Annotated in this window: 8 protein-coding genes; 7 read left to right on the top strand and 1 reads right to left on the bottom strand. The window is 66.9% G+C overall.

What is annotated here, in order from left to right:
- Positions 1–3 precede the first annotated feature (3 nt).
- Entirely contained in the window at positions 4–3,009 is a 3,006-nt protein-coding gene (locus AB0G01_RS28815; RefSeq protein ID WP_360951657.1) for an RHS repeat-associated core domain-containing protein, read from the bottom strand.
- Positions 3,010–3,878: 869 nt separating this feature from the next.
- Between AB0G01_RS28815 and AB0G01_RS28820 the strand changes: the two genes are divergently transcribed.
- The 7 genes from AB0G01_RS28820 (at position 3,879) to AB0G01_RS28850 (ending at position 17,067) form a co-directional block, all read left to right on the top strand.
- Positions 3,879–4,679 (top strand): IS5 family transposase, encoded by an 801-nt coding sequence (locus tag AB0G01_RS28820; RefSeq protein WP_360951659.1) that lies wholly within the window; start codon positions 3,879–3,881, stop codon positions 4,677–4,679.
- Between the two features lie 777 nt (positions 4,680–5,456).
- Complete coding sequence (locus AB0G01_RS28825; RefSeq protein WP_360951662.1) at positions 5,457–6,137, top strand: VWA domain-containing protein; 681 nt, start codon at positions 5,457–5,459, stop codon at positions 6,135–6,137.
- A 55-nt stretch (positions 6,138–6,192) separates the two neighbouring features.
- A complete protein-coding gene (locus AB0G01_RS28830; protein WP_360951665.1) occupies positions 6,193–7,575 on the top strand; it encodes a hypothetical protein in 1,383 nt (460 codons plus the stop codon).
- The gene (locus tag AB0G01_RS28835) at positions 7,572–10,991 is read left to right on the top strand and encodes an AAA domain-containing protein (RefSeq protein WP_360951668.1); all 3,420 of its coding nucleotides are present in this window, start codon (positions 7,572–7,574) and stop codon (positions 10,989–10,991) included. The genes AB0G01_RS28830 and AB0G01_RS28835 overlap by 4 nt, the downstream gene beginning before the upstream one ends.
- A complete protein-coding gene (locus AB0G01_RS28840; protein ID WP_360951671.1) occupies positions 10,978–12,552 on the top strand; it encodes a hypothetical protein in 1,575 nt (524 codons plus the stop codon). The genes AB0G01_RS28835 and AB0G01_RS28840 overlap by 14 nt, the downstream gene beginning before the upstream one ends.
- Positions 12,553–12,569: 17 nt before the next feature.
- Positions 12,570–14,915, top strand: a complete 2,346-nt coding sequence (locus tag AB0G01_RS28845) for an AAA family ATPase (protein ID WP_360951674.1) — start codon at positions 12,570–12,572, stop codon at positions 14,913–14,915.
- 4 nt (positions 14,916–14,919) lie between these two features.
- Positions 14,920–17,067: a DUF2357 domain-containing protein gene (locus AB0G01_RS28850; protein ID WP_360951677.1), complete on the top strand. Its 2,148-nt coding sequence runs from the start codon at positions 14,920–14,922 to the stop codon at positions 17,065–17,067.
- The last annotated feature ends 118 nt before the right edge of the window (positions 17,068–17,185 follow it).

Genomic DNA, 17,185 nt, shown 5'->3' on the forward strand with positions numbered 1-17,185 from the left:
GTCCTAGGAAAAGACGCGCCTGCCTAGTACGACACCCATACCCGCGCTGAGCCCGAGAGCGCCGCCGACCGCGGTTCCCACTCCAGCGCCGGGTGCGCAGCCGGCGGGGGCCGTGATGACACAGCCGATTCCGGCTCCCAAAGCGGCACCGGCACCTCCGAAGGAGCCGACCAGTCCGGCATCCTGATAGAAGTCGTCAATAGTATAGGCACCGGAGGGGTCGCTGTTGTTGACTGGGTCGCCTTGGGCGTAGTTGTAGAGATTGGGTTCCTGGCCAGTGGGGTCGGGTGAGAAGAAACGGGCGTAGCTCGGTTCGTAGATGCGGTAGCCGAGCAGGTAGTGGCCGCGCTGGAGTTGGTAGGCGCCCAGGTAGCGGAACGGGTTGGACGCCGCCGCCGTGCCGGTGGCGGTCACCGCGCCGTGAGGGGTGTAGGTGTACTCGGCGGTGAGGTTGCCGCTGGTGTCGATCAGCGCGAGGACGCTGCCCTGGTGGTCGGTGACCGCGCCGTAGCGGGCACCCGTCCTGTCCTTCAGGCCGACGAGCAGGCCCTCGGTGTCGCGGGTGTAGCTGGAGCGTGTCCCGTTGTCCACGGTCTCTGATACCCCGAGGGCGGTGCGGGTGAACACGTGCGCGACGGCGGCACCGCCGGTCGGCGTCTCCGTGATCGTGCGGGGTTGGGTCTGGTCGCTGGTGTCGTAGGCGAAGTCGAGCACCTTGGTGGTGCCCAGGTTGCCGGTGAGCAGCTGGTTGGTGGGGCTGTGCGCGATGCTGGAGTCGGGGTTGGTCGTGGATTTGTAGTTGCCCGCGCCGTCGAAGTCCACCGTCGTGTCGTTGGCCTTCGTGTACTGGTCGGCGGCGTTGACGGTGTACGTGCGGCCCTCGCCAGACAGCAGGTTGGTGGCGTTGTCCAGTGAGTAGGAACGGGTGCCCGCTTTGGTCAGGCGGCCCAACCCGTCGTAGGTGTAGTCGGTGACCACACCCTTGACCGTTTTGGACTGGAGCTTGTCGGTGTCGCTGCCGTCGGTGCGGGTGTAGCGGTAGGTGGCTTTGAACAGCTCCGCGCCGGGCTTGGCGACGGTGATGGAGGTGTTGCGGCCGGAGTTGTCGTAACCGGTGGTCTGCACTGCGCCGCCGGGGAAGTCGGTGGTGGTGCGCCGGTCGGCGGCGTCGTAGCCGAACGTCGTCGTGCCGCCGTAGGCGTCCACCAGCGACGTCAGCCGGTCGGCGGCGTTATAGGTGTAGGTCGCGGTGCCGGTCGGTGTGGTCAACGTTTTGAGGTTGCCGACCTTGTCGTAGGTATAGGCCACCACCTCGGTGCCGCGGGTGACCTTGGTCAGCTGGTTGCGCGCGTCGTAGGCCAGTGTCCGGGTGACGCCGGGGATCTGGGTCTGCGTGAGGTTGCCGTTGGCGTCAAAGGTATTGGCCTGCCGCACGGTGGTGCCGTGCTTGACCGACACGACGCGGTCAAGCTTGTCGTAGCCGTAGTCGATCTTCACGCCATTGCCGTCGGTCACGCTCGTCACCCGCGACAGCGAGTCGTAGGTGTAGGCCGTCGCGCCCATCGGTGCGGGCGGGGTGGCCTGGGCCAGGTTGCCCGCGGCGTCGTAGGTGTAGGTGGTGATCGCGCCCTTGCCGTCCTTGCGCGTGGTGACCAAGCCGCGGCTGTCGTAGGTGTAAGTCTCGATGTCGGCGTTCAGGCCGGTGGAGCGGACCTTGGTCAGGTTGCCGCGGGCGTCGTACTCGCGGGTGGTCTGGTTGCCCGAGGCGTCCGTGACCTGTGTGGGCAGGTGCGGGTGCGCCGAACTGGTGTAGCCGACCACTCCCTGCGCTCCCGTGGCCAGCTTGGTTCCAACCAGGTTATTCAACGAGTCGTACTGGTAGGTCGTGGAATGCGACAGGGCGTTCGTCGTCGCGTTGACGTCGCTGTTCGCCGTCCATGTCTGTGACTGGACATTGCCCAGCGCGTCGGTGGCCTTGAGTCGACGACCGAGGCCGTCGAAGTCGTGGGTGGATCGGTTGCCGTTGGCGTCGGTGACCTCCATCCAGTTCGAGTCCCAGTTGTAGCTGCTGGTCGTCCCCACTCCGGCGACCGCCAGCTTGGTGAGCTTCAGCAGGCGGTTCCCGGAGAACTGCAGCCGATACACTTCACCTCGCGGATCTGTGATCGTCGTCGGGACGTACGGGGATGCCGCAGTGTATTCGATTCTCGTCTTGCCGCCGGCGCGGTCGGTGAACTCGGTCATCAAGCCGCGGCTGTCGTAGACGTAGTCCCCGAACCTCGTGCCGGTCGGGTCGGTGATGGCACTCCGGCGGCCCTGCGCGTCGTAGCCTATCGTCGTGACGCGTCCCTGCGAGTCGGAGATCGACACCAACTTGCCGTCCGCGTCGTAGTTCATGGTGTTGGTGTTGCCGTTGCGGTCGGATTGCGACAGTAGCCAGCCATTCGCGTTGAACGACCACTGCTCCGCCGAGGCGTTGAACTTCACGACCCAACCGCCCTGAGGCGTCGTGGTGGCCTCGGCGTTCAAGGCATGCGAAGGGGCGTAAGTGCCGTCGGCTTTCAGGTAAAACTTCACGCAGTAACCGTTGGGGCCTCGCAGCATCAGGCTGGTGCTGCTGTACTGCTGCAACGAGATCGAATCCTGCGCCAGCCGCCAGCGACCGTCCTTGTCCTCACCGTCGAAGAACTGGTCGACCGAGAGATTGAGCCCGGTGCCTCTGATCGTCAGCTCACGGTAGGCGAGCACCACGTTGCCGGTGTGCAGGTTGACCATCAGCTCCAGCCGGTCGCTGATGGGATGCCGTTCCATCGTGTAGTACGGCAGAACCCCGGGTTCGAAGTTGTCGCATCCCTGAGGGATCTGCGCCTGTGACCCCACATCGGCTGCGGCCCCGCGCGGCCGATCCGGCGGCAGACCACCGACCGCAGTTCGGTTCGCCTGCTCCGGCGGTGTCCATGTCTCCGGTGCCTGCACCACTTCATCCACCGTGGGGTGGGCCTGCGCCACACCCGTTACCACACCCGTGTCAGCGCCACGGCCATCACAGTGCTGCCGAACGCGCGCAGCACAAACCCACGCAGAACACTGCGTCTCACAACGATTCCCCCTCACAGAACCGGACACCCCCGGCGTCCGGCACACACCCGGCGCGCACTCCGGCACCGGCACCTCCGAAACTAACGACCACAATCCGAGAGCGCACTCCCGTGGCACAGCATCACGCCAACGCAGCAACACCGAGCCATGCACCGTCACAATCATGGAAGGCGGATGGACTGAATGGGCACATCCCGCACCCCTGCAGCGAACTTGTCCGGGTCACGCCACTCGTGTATAGACCTGGTCAGCCTGCGGTGTTCGAGTGCCGAACGATTCTCGGGCCGGGTCGAGGCGACGATGTCGTAACCGGTAGCCAGCAGGAGCTGGCATCATAGCAGGATTTCGTTTTCGGGTCCGTTGCGCGTCGAACCTCGCAGCTCGGGAGCCATCCTAAAAGAAATGAACGCTGAACGTCGGATAGGACTGCGGGTTGGCATGAACCTCCCGCCAGCGGGACAGACCTGAGAGGACCTTCGTTGATGGGCACCCGGTACGCGACGTGCTCATAGGCCAGCTGAACCGGAAAGCCACCAGTCCTGAACCCAAGTGGCCAGTGTGAGGCAGACCCTCCAGAGCTAGTCCCTAGTGCCCGTTTCCGAGCTGGGGTGGATCGAGCGCCTTTGGTGCAGAGACGAGAGAACTCCTGGTAGATCGGACGTTGCCGAAGCGCCGCTCTGCCAGGAGTTCCGTTGTTATCGTGCCCGATGCCCGCGGGCGGATCCACCGCGGGTGCGCTCTGCTGCCGCCTGGCCGCCTCCCACCGGCCCACCCGGCGGGTGAGGCGGTATCCCACCGACCTCACCGGCACCCGGTGGGCCGAGCTGGACCCGTTGTTGCCCGATCCGGCGTGCCTGGCAGGTCGGGGCGGGCGGTGGGAGAAGCACTGCCGCCGGGTGATCGTGGACGTGATCCTCTACGTGGTCGACAACGGCATCGAGTGGCGTGCCCTGCCCGCGGACTTTCCACCGTGGCCCACGGTCTACAAACGCTTCGCCGCGTGGGAGAAGGTCGGTGCGTCGCAACGACTGCTCGACGCGTTGCGCGGCCGGGTCCGGCTGGCGGAGGGCCGGGTGGCCGGTGCCGTCGGCCGCGGTCATGGACTCACAGTCGGTACAGGCCGCGGAGACCGTCGGCCGCGCGACCCGTGGCCACGACGCGGGCAAGAAGGTCCCGGCCGCAAACGTCACATCGTCGTGGACACAATGGGCCTGCCGTTGGCCGTGTTGGCGACCCCGGCCTCGACGCAGGACCGGGTCGCCGCGCGCAGCCTGCTGCGCCGGATGCGCGACACCGCCGGCAAGCGAGCCTCGTTGGTGTGGGCCGACGGCGGCTACACCGGCCCCCTGATCGACTGGGCGCGCGAGACACTTCACCTGGCGGTGGAGATCGTCCAACGCCCCGACCTGCCGTACTTCACCGTGCTGCTACGAAGGTGGGCGGTGGAGCAGACGTTGGCCTGGATCACCGGACACCGCCGCTGCGTCCGCGACTACGAACGACTACGCCACCACCACGAAGCCATGGCCCGCTGGTCCATGATCCGCATCACCAGCCGCCGACTCACCCGACAGACGTAGCTCGGAAACAGCTACCAGCCCCGCCGTGACCTGCGACGTCACGATGAAAATGGCTCATTGAGTCGGATAGTGTTCGGTTCCGTACCGGCCGGCGTAGCGGACGTGTGGAGAGGGAAGCCGCTGCGGTTCCACGTGAGCTGGCACCGGCGATGACGCAGGAAGCGTTGAGCCTCGTGGGCCAGTCGGTCCGCGTCTGTGGGCACGAGAGGCGTCGACGTTGCGTTTGAAGTCGGCGTTGAGAAGCACGTCGGGTTTCGGTTCATGTTCGCAGCCGAACATCAGATGCATCGACCCGATCGGCGTTGGGCTCCAACCAGGCACAGATCACCTTGCCGCAGGGTCTGGGCACCGGTCGGTGACGACGTACACCTTTCGGTCTCCATGACGGGGCGACCAGGTAAGCAGGCCTCGGTCGGCCGACCCGTCGCGATGCCAGACCGTCGCGCGCGTCACGCTGGTAAGGCGTGTCACTTGGTGCCCACCGACTGCACCGAGAACCCGAACACCCCTCACCGCCTACCGATAGCCCCGAAAAGCCCGGATTCCAGTTATAGAATCATGCCCACTGCGTAGTGAACGCGTCCTGTAGTCGTCCGCCAGAAGGAGGGCCGCACAAATGCGGACAGCTAAGGTCAACCGCTACTGGAGCGAATGCGAACCCTCCACGGATCTACGTTAGTCCATTCGTAGGATTGTTAAACTGGACGCAGTCTTGGATCCTGACCTGTTCCGCACGGGGTGGACCGAGGCGGCAAGAGCACCTGGAGAAGTAGAGATTTGTACGACACTAACACCGACACGCCGTTCTCCGGAATCCAGCGACCGCGTCCGCTGCCTGTGGTGGTGCTTGCCGACGCCAGCGGCAGCATGGGCCAGGACAACAAGATCGAGACCCTGAACACAGCCATCGAGACGATGGTGCGCACGCTCTCCGTCGAGGAGAGCAGCACCGCCGAGGTCACGCTCGCGGTTCTCGCCTTCTCCGACACCGCGGCCAGGGTGCACCTCGCTCCTACGCCCATTTCAGACGTGAGGTGGAGCAAGCTCCGCGCCGCGGGCCGGACCCCGATGGGTGAAGCCTTCGCCGTGCTCGCGGGCCTGCTGGGAAACGAGGTGTTCCTGCCCCGCGACGCATACCTCCCGACGTTGGTGCTCGTGTCGGACGGGAAGCCGACCGACCCGTGGGAACAGCCGCTGCGGCAACTGCTCGATACCAAGGCGGGGCAAGCGCTGCGGCTCGCGGTGTCGATCGGCTCAGACGCGGACGCCGAGTCGCAGCGAGTTCTCGCCGCGTTCGTGGCCAACCCCGCATACCCCGTGGTGCATGCCGAGGAGGTGGAGAAGCTGTCCGTCTTCTTCCGCAGCGTGACCAGGACGATTTCCACGAGGGTACGGAGCACCCGGCCGGACGACTTGAGCGCGCTCGACGTCGAAGACTTGCGAGGGCTTGTCGACTGAGATGACTTCCTATACCGCCAACAACAGCACGTTCACCCTCGCCCCAGGTGTCCGGGTGCGCGACGAACTGCAGAACGAGTTCGTGCTCCAGGAGCAGATCGGCAGCGGTGGCCAGGGAGAGGTCTGGTCGTTGCAGGGCGGACGCGCCGCAGCCAAGTTCCTCACGTCCGCCGATCCGCCGGCGCGTGACGGGTTGCGTGCCCGCCTACGCCGGATCGCCCGGACCGACCTGCACGGCATCCCCCTGGCCACGCCTCAAGCGCTCATCGATGGACCTCCGGGCTACATCATGGAGCTGTTGGAGGACATGGTTTCCTTGGGAAGCCTGTTCAAGTTTCCCAGGACCGGTGACAATCTCGCGTGGTACCGCGACACCGGTGGCCTGCGGCGCCGACTCGTCGTCCTGGCCAATGTGGCCGACGCCCTGCACCGACTGCACTCCCGGGCCATGGCCTACTGCGACCTGTCCCCGGCGAATGTCCTCGTTCCCCGTTCAGCCACCTACGACCACATCTGGCTGATCGATCCGGACAACCTCAGCGCGGAGTCCGACCGCTCGACGCACGCGCTACATACCCATGGCTTCGGAGCGCCCGAAGTGGTCCGCGGCGAGCAGGCCAACGACACGCTCAGCGACCTCTTCTCGCTGGCTGTGGTGGTGTTCCGCGTTCTGGTGAACAACCACCCGTTCGACGGTGACGCCGTCCGGTACGACTCGGCACTGGCGAACAAGGCATATGCCGGCGGCATGCCGTGGATCGATCACCCCACCGACGACCGAAACAGGTTGTCCAAGGGCATGCGGCGCGGACTGGTCCTCACCGGCGCGTTGCAGCGGCTGGCGGGCCGGGCGTTCGAGGCAGGACTCAACGACCCGACAAAACGCCCCACGGCCGCCGAGTGGCGTGACCAGCTGCTGCGGGCTGCGGACTTTACCTACACGTGCCCCGGTTGCGGCACTACGGCCTACGCCGTCCACGCCACCTGTTCGTGGTGCCCTGAGGGCCGTCCCCGCCCTCCGTTGATGTTCGCCCACATGATGGCCCACCTGCCGCACCGCGCGGCCGGGCCCGACCCGGTAGCGGGCTTGGTCGCGCGTTCCCACATCGTCGTGCTCACCCGCGGCAAGCCTTTTGCAGTCGACGCCCGACGCGCGCTGCCTGTCCTGGACCGAGGGAGCGCGGTGTCACGGGTGAGCCCAGGGGAACCGGTGGCCGAGCTGGTCTGGCACGGCGATGGCGACATCGAGGTGCGCAGGACCGGACATCACCCGGTCTTGTTGGTCGACCAGGAGCACTCCAGGTCCATCACCCTCAAGCGGTCCGAACGCAGGCAGCTGCCACACAGCCCGTCCGGCACGTGGGACCTCCACTTCGGCCATCCCGACGAGCTGCACACCGTGTTCCGCGTCAGCCGCAACCCGAGGGAGGTCCGATGAAGCCGACTCCCATCACACCTCCGACCCTTGCCGACAACCTCAGCGGTGAGTCGGAATTCCTCTGGATCACCGGACCGGCCGAACGGCTGCCTTCTGATCGGCTCCCGGGCTGTGAAGTCCTGCTGTCCGACGACGGGGTCGGCACCACCGCGGCGATCTTCGGGTCCGATCGGCGTTCGATCGCGGAGTGGCCGACACGGGCCTGCGACTCCAGGTCGGACACGATCCTGCGGCAGCTGACGGGTGGCTACAGCGCCATGGTTGCGGTGGTGCACAAACACCTGCCCGCCCAGCGACACGGTGAGCAGCGCCTGCAGATCCGAGCGCACCGCTTCCGCGCGACCCACCTATGGGAGCACTTGACCGCAGGCGTCACCGACGCCGCGATCACGAGCCTGTATGACCTGGGTAGTGGCAAGACTCCCACCGAGGCGGTCGACTGGCTGGCTAAGCAGTTGCTGCTCCCCGCCGCTCCTGGCGAGCCGGCGCCCAATCGCGTCGTCGCCACCGCACCACCGGCGGAGGACCTGAGTTCGCCGGTTGCCTGCCTGCTGCGCGGACGTGACTTCGAGGCTTTCCTCGACCAACGACAGGGTGAGTGGTGGATCACGAGGGTGCGTCGCGTCAGCTCCGGTCGTGGCGCGGAACTGGCGCTGCTGCACGTGGATCTGCGCTTGGTGGACAAGTCCACGGCCACCGAGCTCAAGCATGACCTGCGCGCCCGGGTCACCAGGCTCGGCAACGCTGCTCCCGGCCAGTCCTTCCTGCGGCGGTGGGAGGAGTACCAGCGGATCGAGGACGAGCAGGCTCTGCGAGAGGTCCGCACCCTGGGGTACCTGGAGTACTCGTCGCGACGGAGGTTGGACTCCAGCCTTGGCATCGTCCGCTTCGAGATCGCGCCCGACACCGATCTCGCGCTGCTGCACCACCTCTCCGGCATCCGGGACTCCGATCCCGTGCAGCTGGAGGCGAGCGAGGCGAAGCCCGCAGTGCTCGGCGGGCCGTCGGGCACGATGACGGAAGGGCTGCTCCAGCACGAGCTTCAGCGCCGGCAACCGATCGGCGAGGTGCACCGCGTTGACATTCCAGGGCGGTTCATCGAGCTGAAGATGCTGTCGCGGGGCGATTCCACCGCTGAGGGCGAGCACGAGGGGAATCCGGACGACCTGCCACACGCCGGATTCCTCTTCAAGTCCTTCCGCGGCGACTACCGCAGGCTCCAGCGCCGGCAACGCGCGATCGAGCGCGTCCGCCGCGGCCTGAACCCGATGGGCAACCTGCTCGCGGTGCTGGAGGGGGAACCCAAGCGGGGCCCCCGACAGCGGCCGCAGCCGGCAATCAGCGAAGGCGTGCGCAAGGTCTTCGACGGCAAGCTCAACGACGCCCAGAAGATCGCCCTGGACATCGCCGTGAACACCCCGGACTTCGCCGTGATCCAAGGTCCTCCCGGTACCGGGAAGACGGAGCTGATCGCAGCGCTCCAGGTGCGATTGGCCGAACTGGGCCGATCGACCGCGGTAATGAGCCGCAGCATGATGCTGACCAGCTACCAGCACGCGGCGGTCGACAACCTGGTCGAGCGGACCAAGGTGTGGGACCTGCCCGCGATGAAGCTCGACTCACAGAACCGCGGGTCGACCACGCACCTCGAGACGTGGCGCCATGACGCCGTGGAGCACCTCCGACTCCGCCTCGAACAGAGTTCGGACGGCGGTCTCGCCCTGGCGACGAGGGCTGTGGCCCGCGCCGCCACCGCGTACCGCATTGCGCCGCTCAACACACCCGACACCGCAAAGATGCTCGACGGGCTGCGCGCACAGGTGACAGGCCTGCTCTCAGACGACGTCGCACGCCGACTGGACGACCTGAGCGACGCCTTTTCGTCGGTGCGCCGATCTGCGGCGCTGGGCTCGTCGGCACGCGTGGAGAGCATGCGTCGTGCCGTCACGGCGCTGCGCTACCTGCCGGTGTCGTTCGGGGACGACGGTCCGGGGGTAGCGACGAAACTGTCGTTGCTGCTGGACACCTCCGAGTTCGCCGGACTCGATCCGGACATCGTCGACGTCGTGCGGCGAGCCTCCGAATGGACCGCCGACACGACACCGGACTTCCTCGACGAGCTTGCCCACGCCCGGGGACTACTACTCGATCTGCTCGGCGGCGGAGCGACGACGCTCGCCCGGCCGACGGCCCGCGAGGATGTGCTCGAATTGTTCCAGGACATCCGCCGGGACCTGGCCGAGCACGCCCGCACGCCCGCGTCAGGTGTGCAGACCGCGTTGCTGGACTACCTGGAAGACCTGAACAGCGACCCGGAGTCAGTGCTCGCGACGCTCAGCCTCTACACGACCTCGCTTGGCACGACCTGCCAGCAGGCGGACTCACGCAAGATCCGCGAGGCCAAGCAGCTCGGACAGCTGGAGCACGATGCCCGCGTCGAGTTCGACACGGTCATCGTCGACGAGGCGGCCAGGGCCAACCCTCTCGACCTGATTATCCCGCTGTCCATGGCAGCACGACGGATCGTGCTGGTCGGCGACCACAAGCAGTTGCCGCACATGCTCGAACCCGATGTGGAGCGCGAGCTCAAGCTGCGCGAGCAGGAGTGGGCAGCACTGCTGGAGGAAAGCCTGTTCGAACGGCTCTTCCGATTGTTCAGCAACGAGGAGTCGCCTCGGGCGTGCACCCTCAACGCGCAGTACCGGATGCACCCCGTGCTCGGTAAGTACGTCAGCGACAACTTCTACGAATCGGCTCTGGATTCGCCCCGGCCCGCCGGAGACTTCGTCCACTCGTTACCGGGGTACGGAAACGTCTGCGCTGCCTGGCTGGACGTTCCCCACGAGCGAGGCGGCGAGCAGGGGCGCACGAGCAAGAGTCGGCCGGCCGAGGCCAAGGTAGTGGCCGCAGAACTCGCCAGGCTGCTCGATGCCGACCGCGACCTTACTTTCGGCGTGATCAGCTTCTACTCCCAGCAGGTACAGCTCATCAACTCGGAGCTGGTCCTCCTCGGGCTGGTGGAGCGGACCGACAGCGGATGGGAGCCGGTTGGGCTCGCCGCCCGGAACGGCGCGGGCGAGCGGGTAGACCGGGTTCAGGTCGGCACCGTGGACGCCTTCCAGGGCAAGCAGTTCGACGTGGTGCTGCTGTCGCTCACCCGGTCCAGCCCGACCCCGAGGCCAAATGATCTGCACGGCACGATCGGGCGGCGCTACGGGCACGTCCTGTCACCCAACCGCCTGTGCGTCGCCACTAGCAGGCAGAAGAGGTTGTTGGTCGTGGTAGGAGACGAGGCGATGGTCCGAGAGGGTCTGGCGCCTCCGGAAGCCGAGCGCCTGACCAACTTCTGGCGGCTATGCCGTGACGATGCGGCGGGGCTGGTCCGGCCAGCGGAGGTGCCCCGTGCGACTCGATAGCCGCACCGTCCTGGTGCACCACGACCCAGGTGACGAGGTCGAGTTCCTGCTGTGGCCAGTGCTCGTGCACAGGGTGATCGCGCCGACCCAGGTAATCCGCAAGATCGACATCTTCGAACGGGTCATCCTGGCCCTGTGCGAAGTGGGCGTCCGCCGCAGCGACTCCCTCGCCGACCACACCGGTTTGCACGTCGAGCTGTGCGAGCACATCGTGGACCAGATGGTCGACAGCCGCCGGTTGACCGCCGCGCGCGAGCTCACCGACGAAGGTCGCCGTGTGCACCGCACCGGACAGCTCGCCGAAACACCTGAGCTGCTCGTGACCCACGTCTTCCAGGACGCGTTCTCGGGTGAGCTCTGGCCACGTTCGGCAAGGGAGCTCCACTTCCGGCCGGTCGAGGTCGAACGCGACGGGCTCGTGAACGTCCGGCTCGGTCGGCACGGCGCCCCACGCGTGATCACCGCGACCGCAGTCCACTGCGCGACGCCGGTGACCTGGTTTCCCCGCCCGGAGGCCGTTATCGACGCGATCGCGCAGCATCGGGTGGTTGCAACGAAGCAGCACGGAGAGAAGGCTCAGGGAGAGCTGCCGGATTTGTTCGGAGTCCACGCCGAAGAGGAGCTCTCCGAGGTGGAGCGGTTTGAGTACCTGCCGGAGGTGCACCGGGTCGTCGACATCGGTGAGCCGCAGCTGGAGTACCTGCTGTGCTCGCTCGACGTCAGCGGCTCGCTCGCGGGCGGTGACGATCCACCCGACCCGTTCGGCCTCGGTCGCAGTCCGATGCTCCGCCAGCTGCTGCGGGTGCGCAGCAGCGCTGACGAGCGGTTCGCGTCCTGGCTCGCCGAGGTCCGGTCCGAGGAGGCCATGCGGCTGCAGGAACGGCTGCGGACCGCGTCGACGGACTGGGCCGACCACGTCGAGGCCGACCTGGTGCACCGGCTCGGCGAAGGCTTGTTCACGCACCCGCTGACCTCCGATCTGCTCAAGAACGTGCACGAGCAGGCCGGGAGGAATGATTCGGCGTCGGCAGTGGAGGCGGTGCGGCGGGAGGCGTTCCGGCTGTACGAGCACCTGTTGCGACGCTTCGCCGCAGTCCTGCCTCCGCTGGAGGGGTGGTCAGGTCGGCCCGCTGGTGTGCTCGGACGCGATCGTCGCGGGCGGTTCGAGAAGGTTGTGACCAACCAGGCTTGGGAGGTTCTGGTCGAGCTGGCCACCGACCTGGGGTTCAACCATCTCCCGGTGCAATACAAAGGCTCCGTCACGGCTCTACTGTCCGGGCCGGCCAAGGTTGAGGAAGGCACCAAGGTGTGGGAGCTGCTGTGCTGGGCGATCGTCAGCGCCGCGGACCCGTTGAGCCCCCACCTGAGCGGTCATCCGCTACGTGACCTCGCCAAGCAGTGCCCGAACCTGCCCACGGACCTCGTCGCGCTCGGCAAGCTGCGCAACAGCGGTTCCCACGCGGCTCGTGATCTGGCGACGATCGGCAGCACCGAGTGGAGCGTGAACCTGGCGGTGGAAGCCGCGCGCGCCGCACTCCTTCTCCCACCCGAGACCTACTGAAACGGAGCTTTTCCACAGTGGGCAAGAACCACCGCAAGATGGCCGCGACACGTCGGCAGCCGGGCACCGCACGCCAGCCGACGGCCGCCACGCCCGGTGCGCTGCCTCGCCAAGCGGTCGAACTCGCGGCGGCTGAAGCCGCAGCAGCCGGAGAACTCGGCCTGCCGACCGATGTCGAGGAGCCAGCGCATACCAAAGAAGTCGGCCTCCCCGACCTGCGAACGGCGTACAACGCCGCGCTCAAGGCACAGGCGCTGGCCGACCGGAGGAGGCGGCAGTCGGAGGAAACCGGCGATCGGCTGACGAAAGAGCGTGAGTCGCTGACGGCCGAGCAGGCCGCGATTCGTGAGGCCAAGGCGGAGCTGACCGCGGAAAGGAACGAGCTCGCCGCGAATCGCAAGGCGCTCGACGAACGCGAGGCGACGCTCACCGCCTTGCGCGACGAAGCTGAATCCGGGTTCGCGTCACTGCGCGAGAAGCGGTTAGGCAGGCTGGAAGAAGAACTCGACAACCTCCGGGCCTCGTGGGAGGAGCGTCGTGCCGGCAGGTTGGCGGAGCTGGAGCGAAAACTCACCGAGCGCGAAGAGGTCGCCGCCGCCAGGATCGCTAAGACCGAGTTCGCGATCGAGGAGCGGGAGCGCCGAGCGGCGGAGGCGGAAGCACAGTTGGCCACGCGGGAAGCCGAAGTTCGCCGGGCCGAGTCGAAGGCCGTTGCGCACGAGCAGATCATGCGGCAGCGGGAAACCGATCAGCGGATGGCGCTGGAAGAGGAGTACCGCACCGATTTCGACCGGCTGACGCACGAAGCGGACGGCTGGCGGTTGAAGTTCGAGGCACTGGACGAGCTCTCCAAACAGCGGGCCGCCGAGATCGCCCGTCTGCGTGCCGCCGACGCGGTGCTCGGCGAGCGGCCGGAGCAGGCGGCCGAGGAGTTGCAACGACTGCGGTTGGAGAACGAGCGGCTCCAGCGGGAGGTTGACAATGCCACGCCGTTCGACCAGGAGCGCTACACGGAGCTGGCGCGGCGCGTGGAGGCACTGGAATCCGAACGCGTGGAGCTTGTCCGCCGCAACGCCGAGCTGAAGCGCAGCGCGGAGCTGAACCGGATCAGCGTCGCCGACCGCGAGACCAACCGGCTCGTGACCGAGTCGCTCAACCAGCGGTACGCGGTGCTGAAGACGGCACACGACGAGCTGCGGCTGGAGATCGACCAGTTCCAGCAGCGCAAGGAGGGCCAGTCCCCGTTCCAGGAGTGCATCCTGATGGACGCCGACCCCCAGCTGCAGGCCTCGCCCCGACTCCCGGCACGTGCTCCTGCGCTACCTGATCTCGTTCACCGCGTCCGGCACCGGATCGGGATGCGCGGCCGTTACTTCTCCGAGCACGACGTGCGCTGCTTCCTCGGTGGTCTCGCAATGAGCCGCCTGCACCTACTCCAGGGGATCAGCGGCATCGGCAAGACGAGTTTCCCCCGCGACTTCGCGGCAGCCATCGGCGCCGAGTGCGTCGTGGCGCCTGTGGCAGCCGAGTGGCGCAGCCCACAGGACCTGATGGGTTACTACAACCCGTTCGAGCGCAGGTTCTACGAAAGCGCGTTCACCAAGGCGCTGTACCGCGCCCAGCAGCCTTTGCACGTGAACAAGCCGTTTCTGATCGTGCTCGACGAGATGAACCTGTCCCACCCTGAGCAGTACTTCAGCGACGTCCTGCACGTCCTGGAACTCCGGCGCTCCCAAGAGCGAGAGAAGCTTGCCCTCGAACTGATGACCGGCCGGGTTGAACCGGCACCCCGGCTGCTGGAGGACGGCCACAAGATCATCATCCCGGACAACGTGTGGTTCATCGGTACGGCAAACCAGGACGAGACCACGGTGGCGTTCGCCGACAAGACGTACGACCGCGCCCACGTCACCGAGCTGCCCGCCCGGCCGGAGCGCTTCGAGGCGGAGCAGGTGTCGCCGATCGACCCCTTCTCGACCAGGGGGCTCGAAGACCAGTTCGCCGCGGCACAGCGGGCGCACCACGAGGAAGCGACGTTCGTGAGCGGATTCCTCGACGAGCTGGTGGAGTTCACCCGGGACGAATTCGGGTTGACCGCCGGTTCCCGGGTGGTCCGCCAGTTGGAGCGTTTCGTCCCTGTGGTGGTGGCGTCGGGCGGGTCCGCAGCCGAGGCCGCCGACCACCTGATCGCGACCAAGCTCCTCCGCAAGCTCAGGGGCCGGGTCGAGATCCGAGGCGACAGGTTGAAGACCCTGCGCGACCATCTGAACGCCGAGTGGGGACGATTCGGTGCGGACGCCTGGCAGCCGGAAGAGTCGTCCGCGCTGCTGAACGCGGAGATCCGCGACCGTGGCGGGTGGTGAGGCGGTGCACGACAAGCTCACCGGGCTCGATGTCCAGCCATCTCCCGGAATACTGGTCCTCGGTCGCTACGGCACGCGGGACACAGGTGCGTGGCAACCCATCGTCGGTTCTCGGCACGGTTGGCCCGGCGCTGAACCGCTCGTGGAGTGGGCAGTTCCCGATCAAGCGTTCGTCGACCACGTCGTGCGGCTCCACCGGGAACTGATCGATCGGCAGCCGGCGAATCGGTCGCTGCGGCGATGGCTCGACCTGTCGCCGTTGCTGGTCGGCGACGACGTGCGGGAGACACTCAAACCGCACCGCATCGAGAAGGCGCTCGACGAGTGGCGCGGCGATCTCGCGGCGGTCTGCCGCTCGCCCCACACCCGGCTGCGCACCGAACACCAGCTCATGCCAGTGAGCATGGTCCGCCGGATCTCGTCCAGGACGATCACACACTTGGCGCAGCACAGCGAGACGTGGGCGGCCCGCGGGCGCACTGGCGTGCATCCCAATCGACTCCTCGGGCAGATCACCGTCGCCGACACTGAGCTGGTGGAGAACCGGATCGTCGCGATGTTGCTCGACGAACTTCTGGTGCACGCCACGGAACGCCTGCTGCGGCTGAACCGGATCCGCTCGATGTTCGAGGACGTGCGGCGCTTCCTGGACGACGCGTCCGCGCGGCCCTGGAAGACGAGGCTGGCCGCGTTCGAGCGCGTCGGCCAGGTGCTCCGGGACGTCCGCCTCGACCACGAGCTCGATCAAGCACGCCAGCAAGCGGAGGCGCTGCGCGCGGACATCTCATCACTGGGGCGCAGCCCGCTGCGGACCGGGGTCGCGAAACCCTTGAACCCGGGAGTCCGGGTACCCGGGACCAACCTCTTCGTCAACGATCCGCACTACCGTCGATGTGGGTCGCTGTGGGAAGTCTGGGCGAGCGAACAGGGACACACCGCGACCGAAGATGACCGTGTCCGACAGCTGCGAGACTGGTGTGCCGGCTTCGACACGTTCGTCGCCCTCCTCGTCATTCAAGGCCTCGTGCGGCTCGGTCTCCTGCCGGTGGAGGGTGCCAACGGCCCTCGCCACGGCGAGGCTGTCGTCGCGTTCCGCCTCGGTGACGAGCTCGTCGAGCTGGACTGGGACATCGACGGGTCCATCACCCTGGTCCGCGACCGTGCTCCGGTGTTGAGGGTGGTCCCGATCCCGCACTGCCTCATGGCGGCGCGAGACATCGGCGAATTGCGGACGACGCTCGCGGGTGCGTTGAGTGCGAACCCGGTGGGCGGTGTCCCCGTGGCGGTGGTCTACCCAGGCAACAGTGACGAGCGCGTTGTGCTCCCACCGGATCTACAGGAGGCGACGCACGGCTATCGAACGCCGTCCAATGGTGGGATCTGTGCCGTGGTTCCGGTCAACCCCTTGGAGATCGACAGTGTGGACCGCGTCTCGCGCGCTCTGCGCTGGGCAGTGGACGGAAGCCTGTACCGGGTCTATCCGCCCATTGTGACCGCGTCCCGTGAGGAATCGTCGGCGATGGCACAACGGCTCGACTGGGTACGCCCGTCGAAGAGCGCTCTAGAGGTCCACCGGGCTCCCGTCGACGTAACGGAAGGGACGATCGCACGGGCGACCATCGCAGCTCTCGACCAGGTGCACGGCAACCGGCGCAACGCGGCGACCAATACGCGTGCGGCAGAGCTCACCAACGATCTCTTGGCCGCAGGGTTGCAGGTGCTCAGCCTCACCACGTGCCCGCTGTGCCGGCAACCGTCGGTCCGACCGGGTCGCACCCTCTCGGCTCGGGACAATTCGACCTACCACTGTGTCTGCGGGAACTGCGGCGGCACCTGGGAGACACGCCTGTGCGTCTCCTGCGGCGACAGGTACCCGGTGCTGTCCACACCGCAGGCCCAGGATCAAACAGGTGGTCCCGAGCACGTCATAGAGAAGGAACTGTCACACGACGTGCTGGCGTCCGCCTGCTGGGCCCGCCCTCGGGTCTACATCTGCTCCACATGCCGAACCTGCGACAGCGCAGGGAAGGTTGACTGCTCTCGATGTGGTGCTGTTCCAAACGGCCGATCCAGGCCATCCAGCGGTACCGGCTCAACAGGCACTCACTGGAATGTCCAGGATCCGCCGATCGATCACGCCGAAAGACAGTAGTGGTGGTCGGTGACGACGGCTTGGACCAGGTACAGCGGTACTTGTCGTCGGCCTCGGCGCATCCTCTCGCCGCCTTCGGTCAGGTCTGTCGGTTACAACGACTAGGCGTACTCCCCCT

The organism is Actinosynnema sp. NPDC023587 (genome assembly GCF_040640215.1).
Taxonomy (GTDB): domain Bacteria; phylum Actinomycetota; class Actinomycetes; order Mycobacteriales; family Pseudonocardiaceae; genus Actinosynnema.

Coding starts and splice junctions, on each gene's coding strand:
- AB0G01_RS28835 (WP_360951668.1), top strand. CDS start 7,572: ATGAAGCCGACTCCCATCACACCTCCGACCCTTGCCGACAACCTCAGC.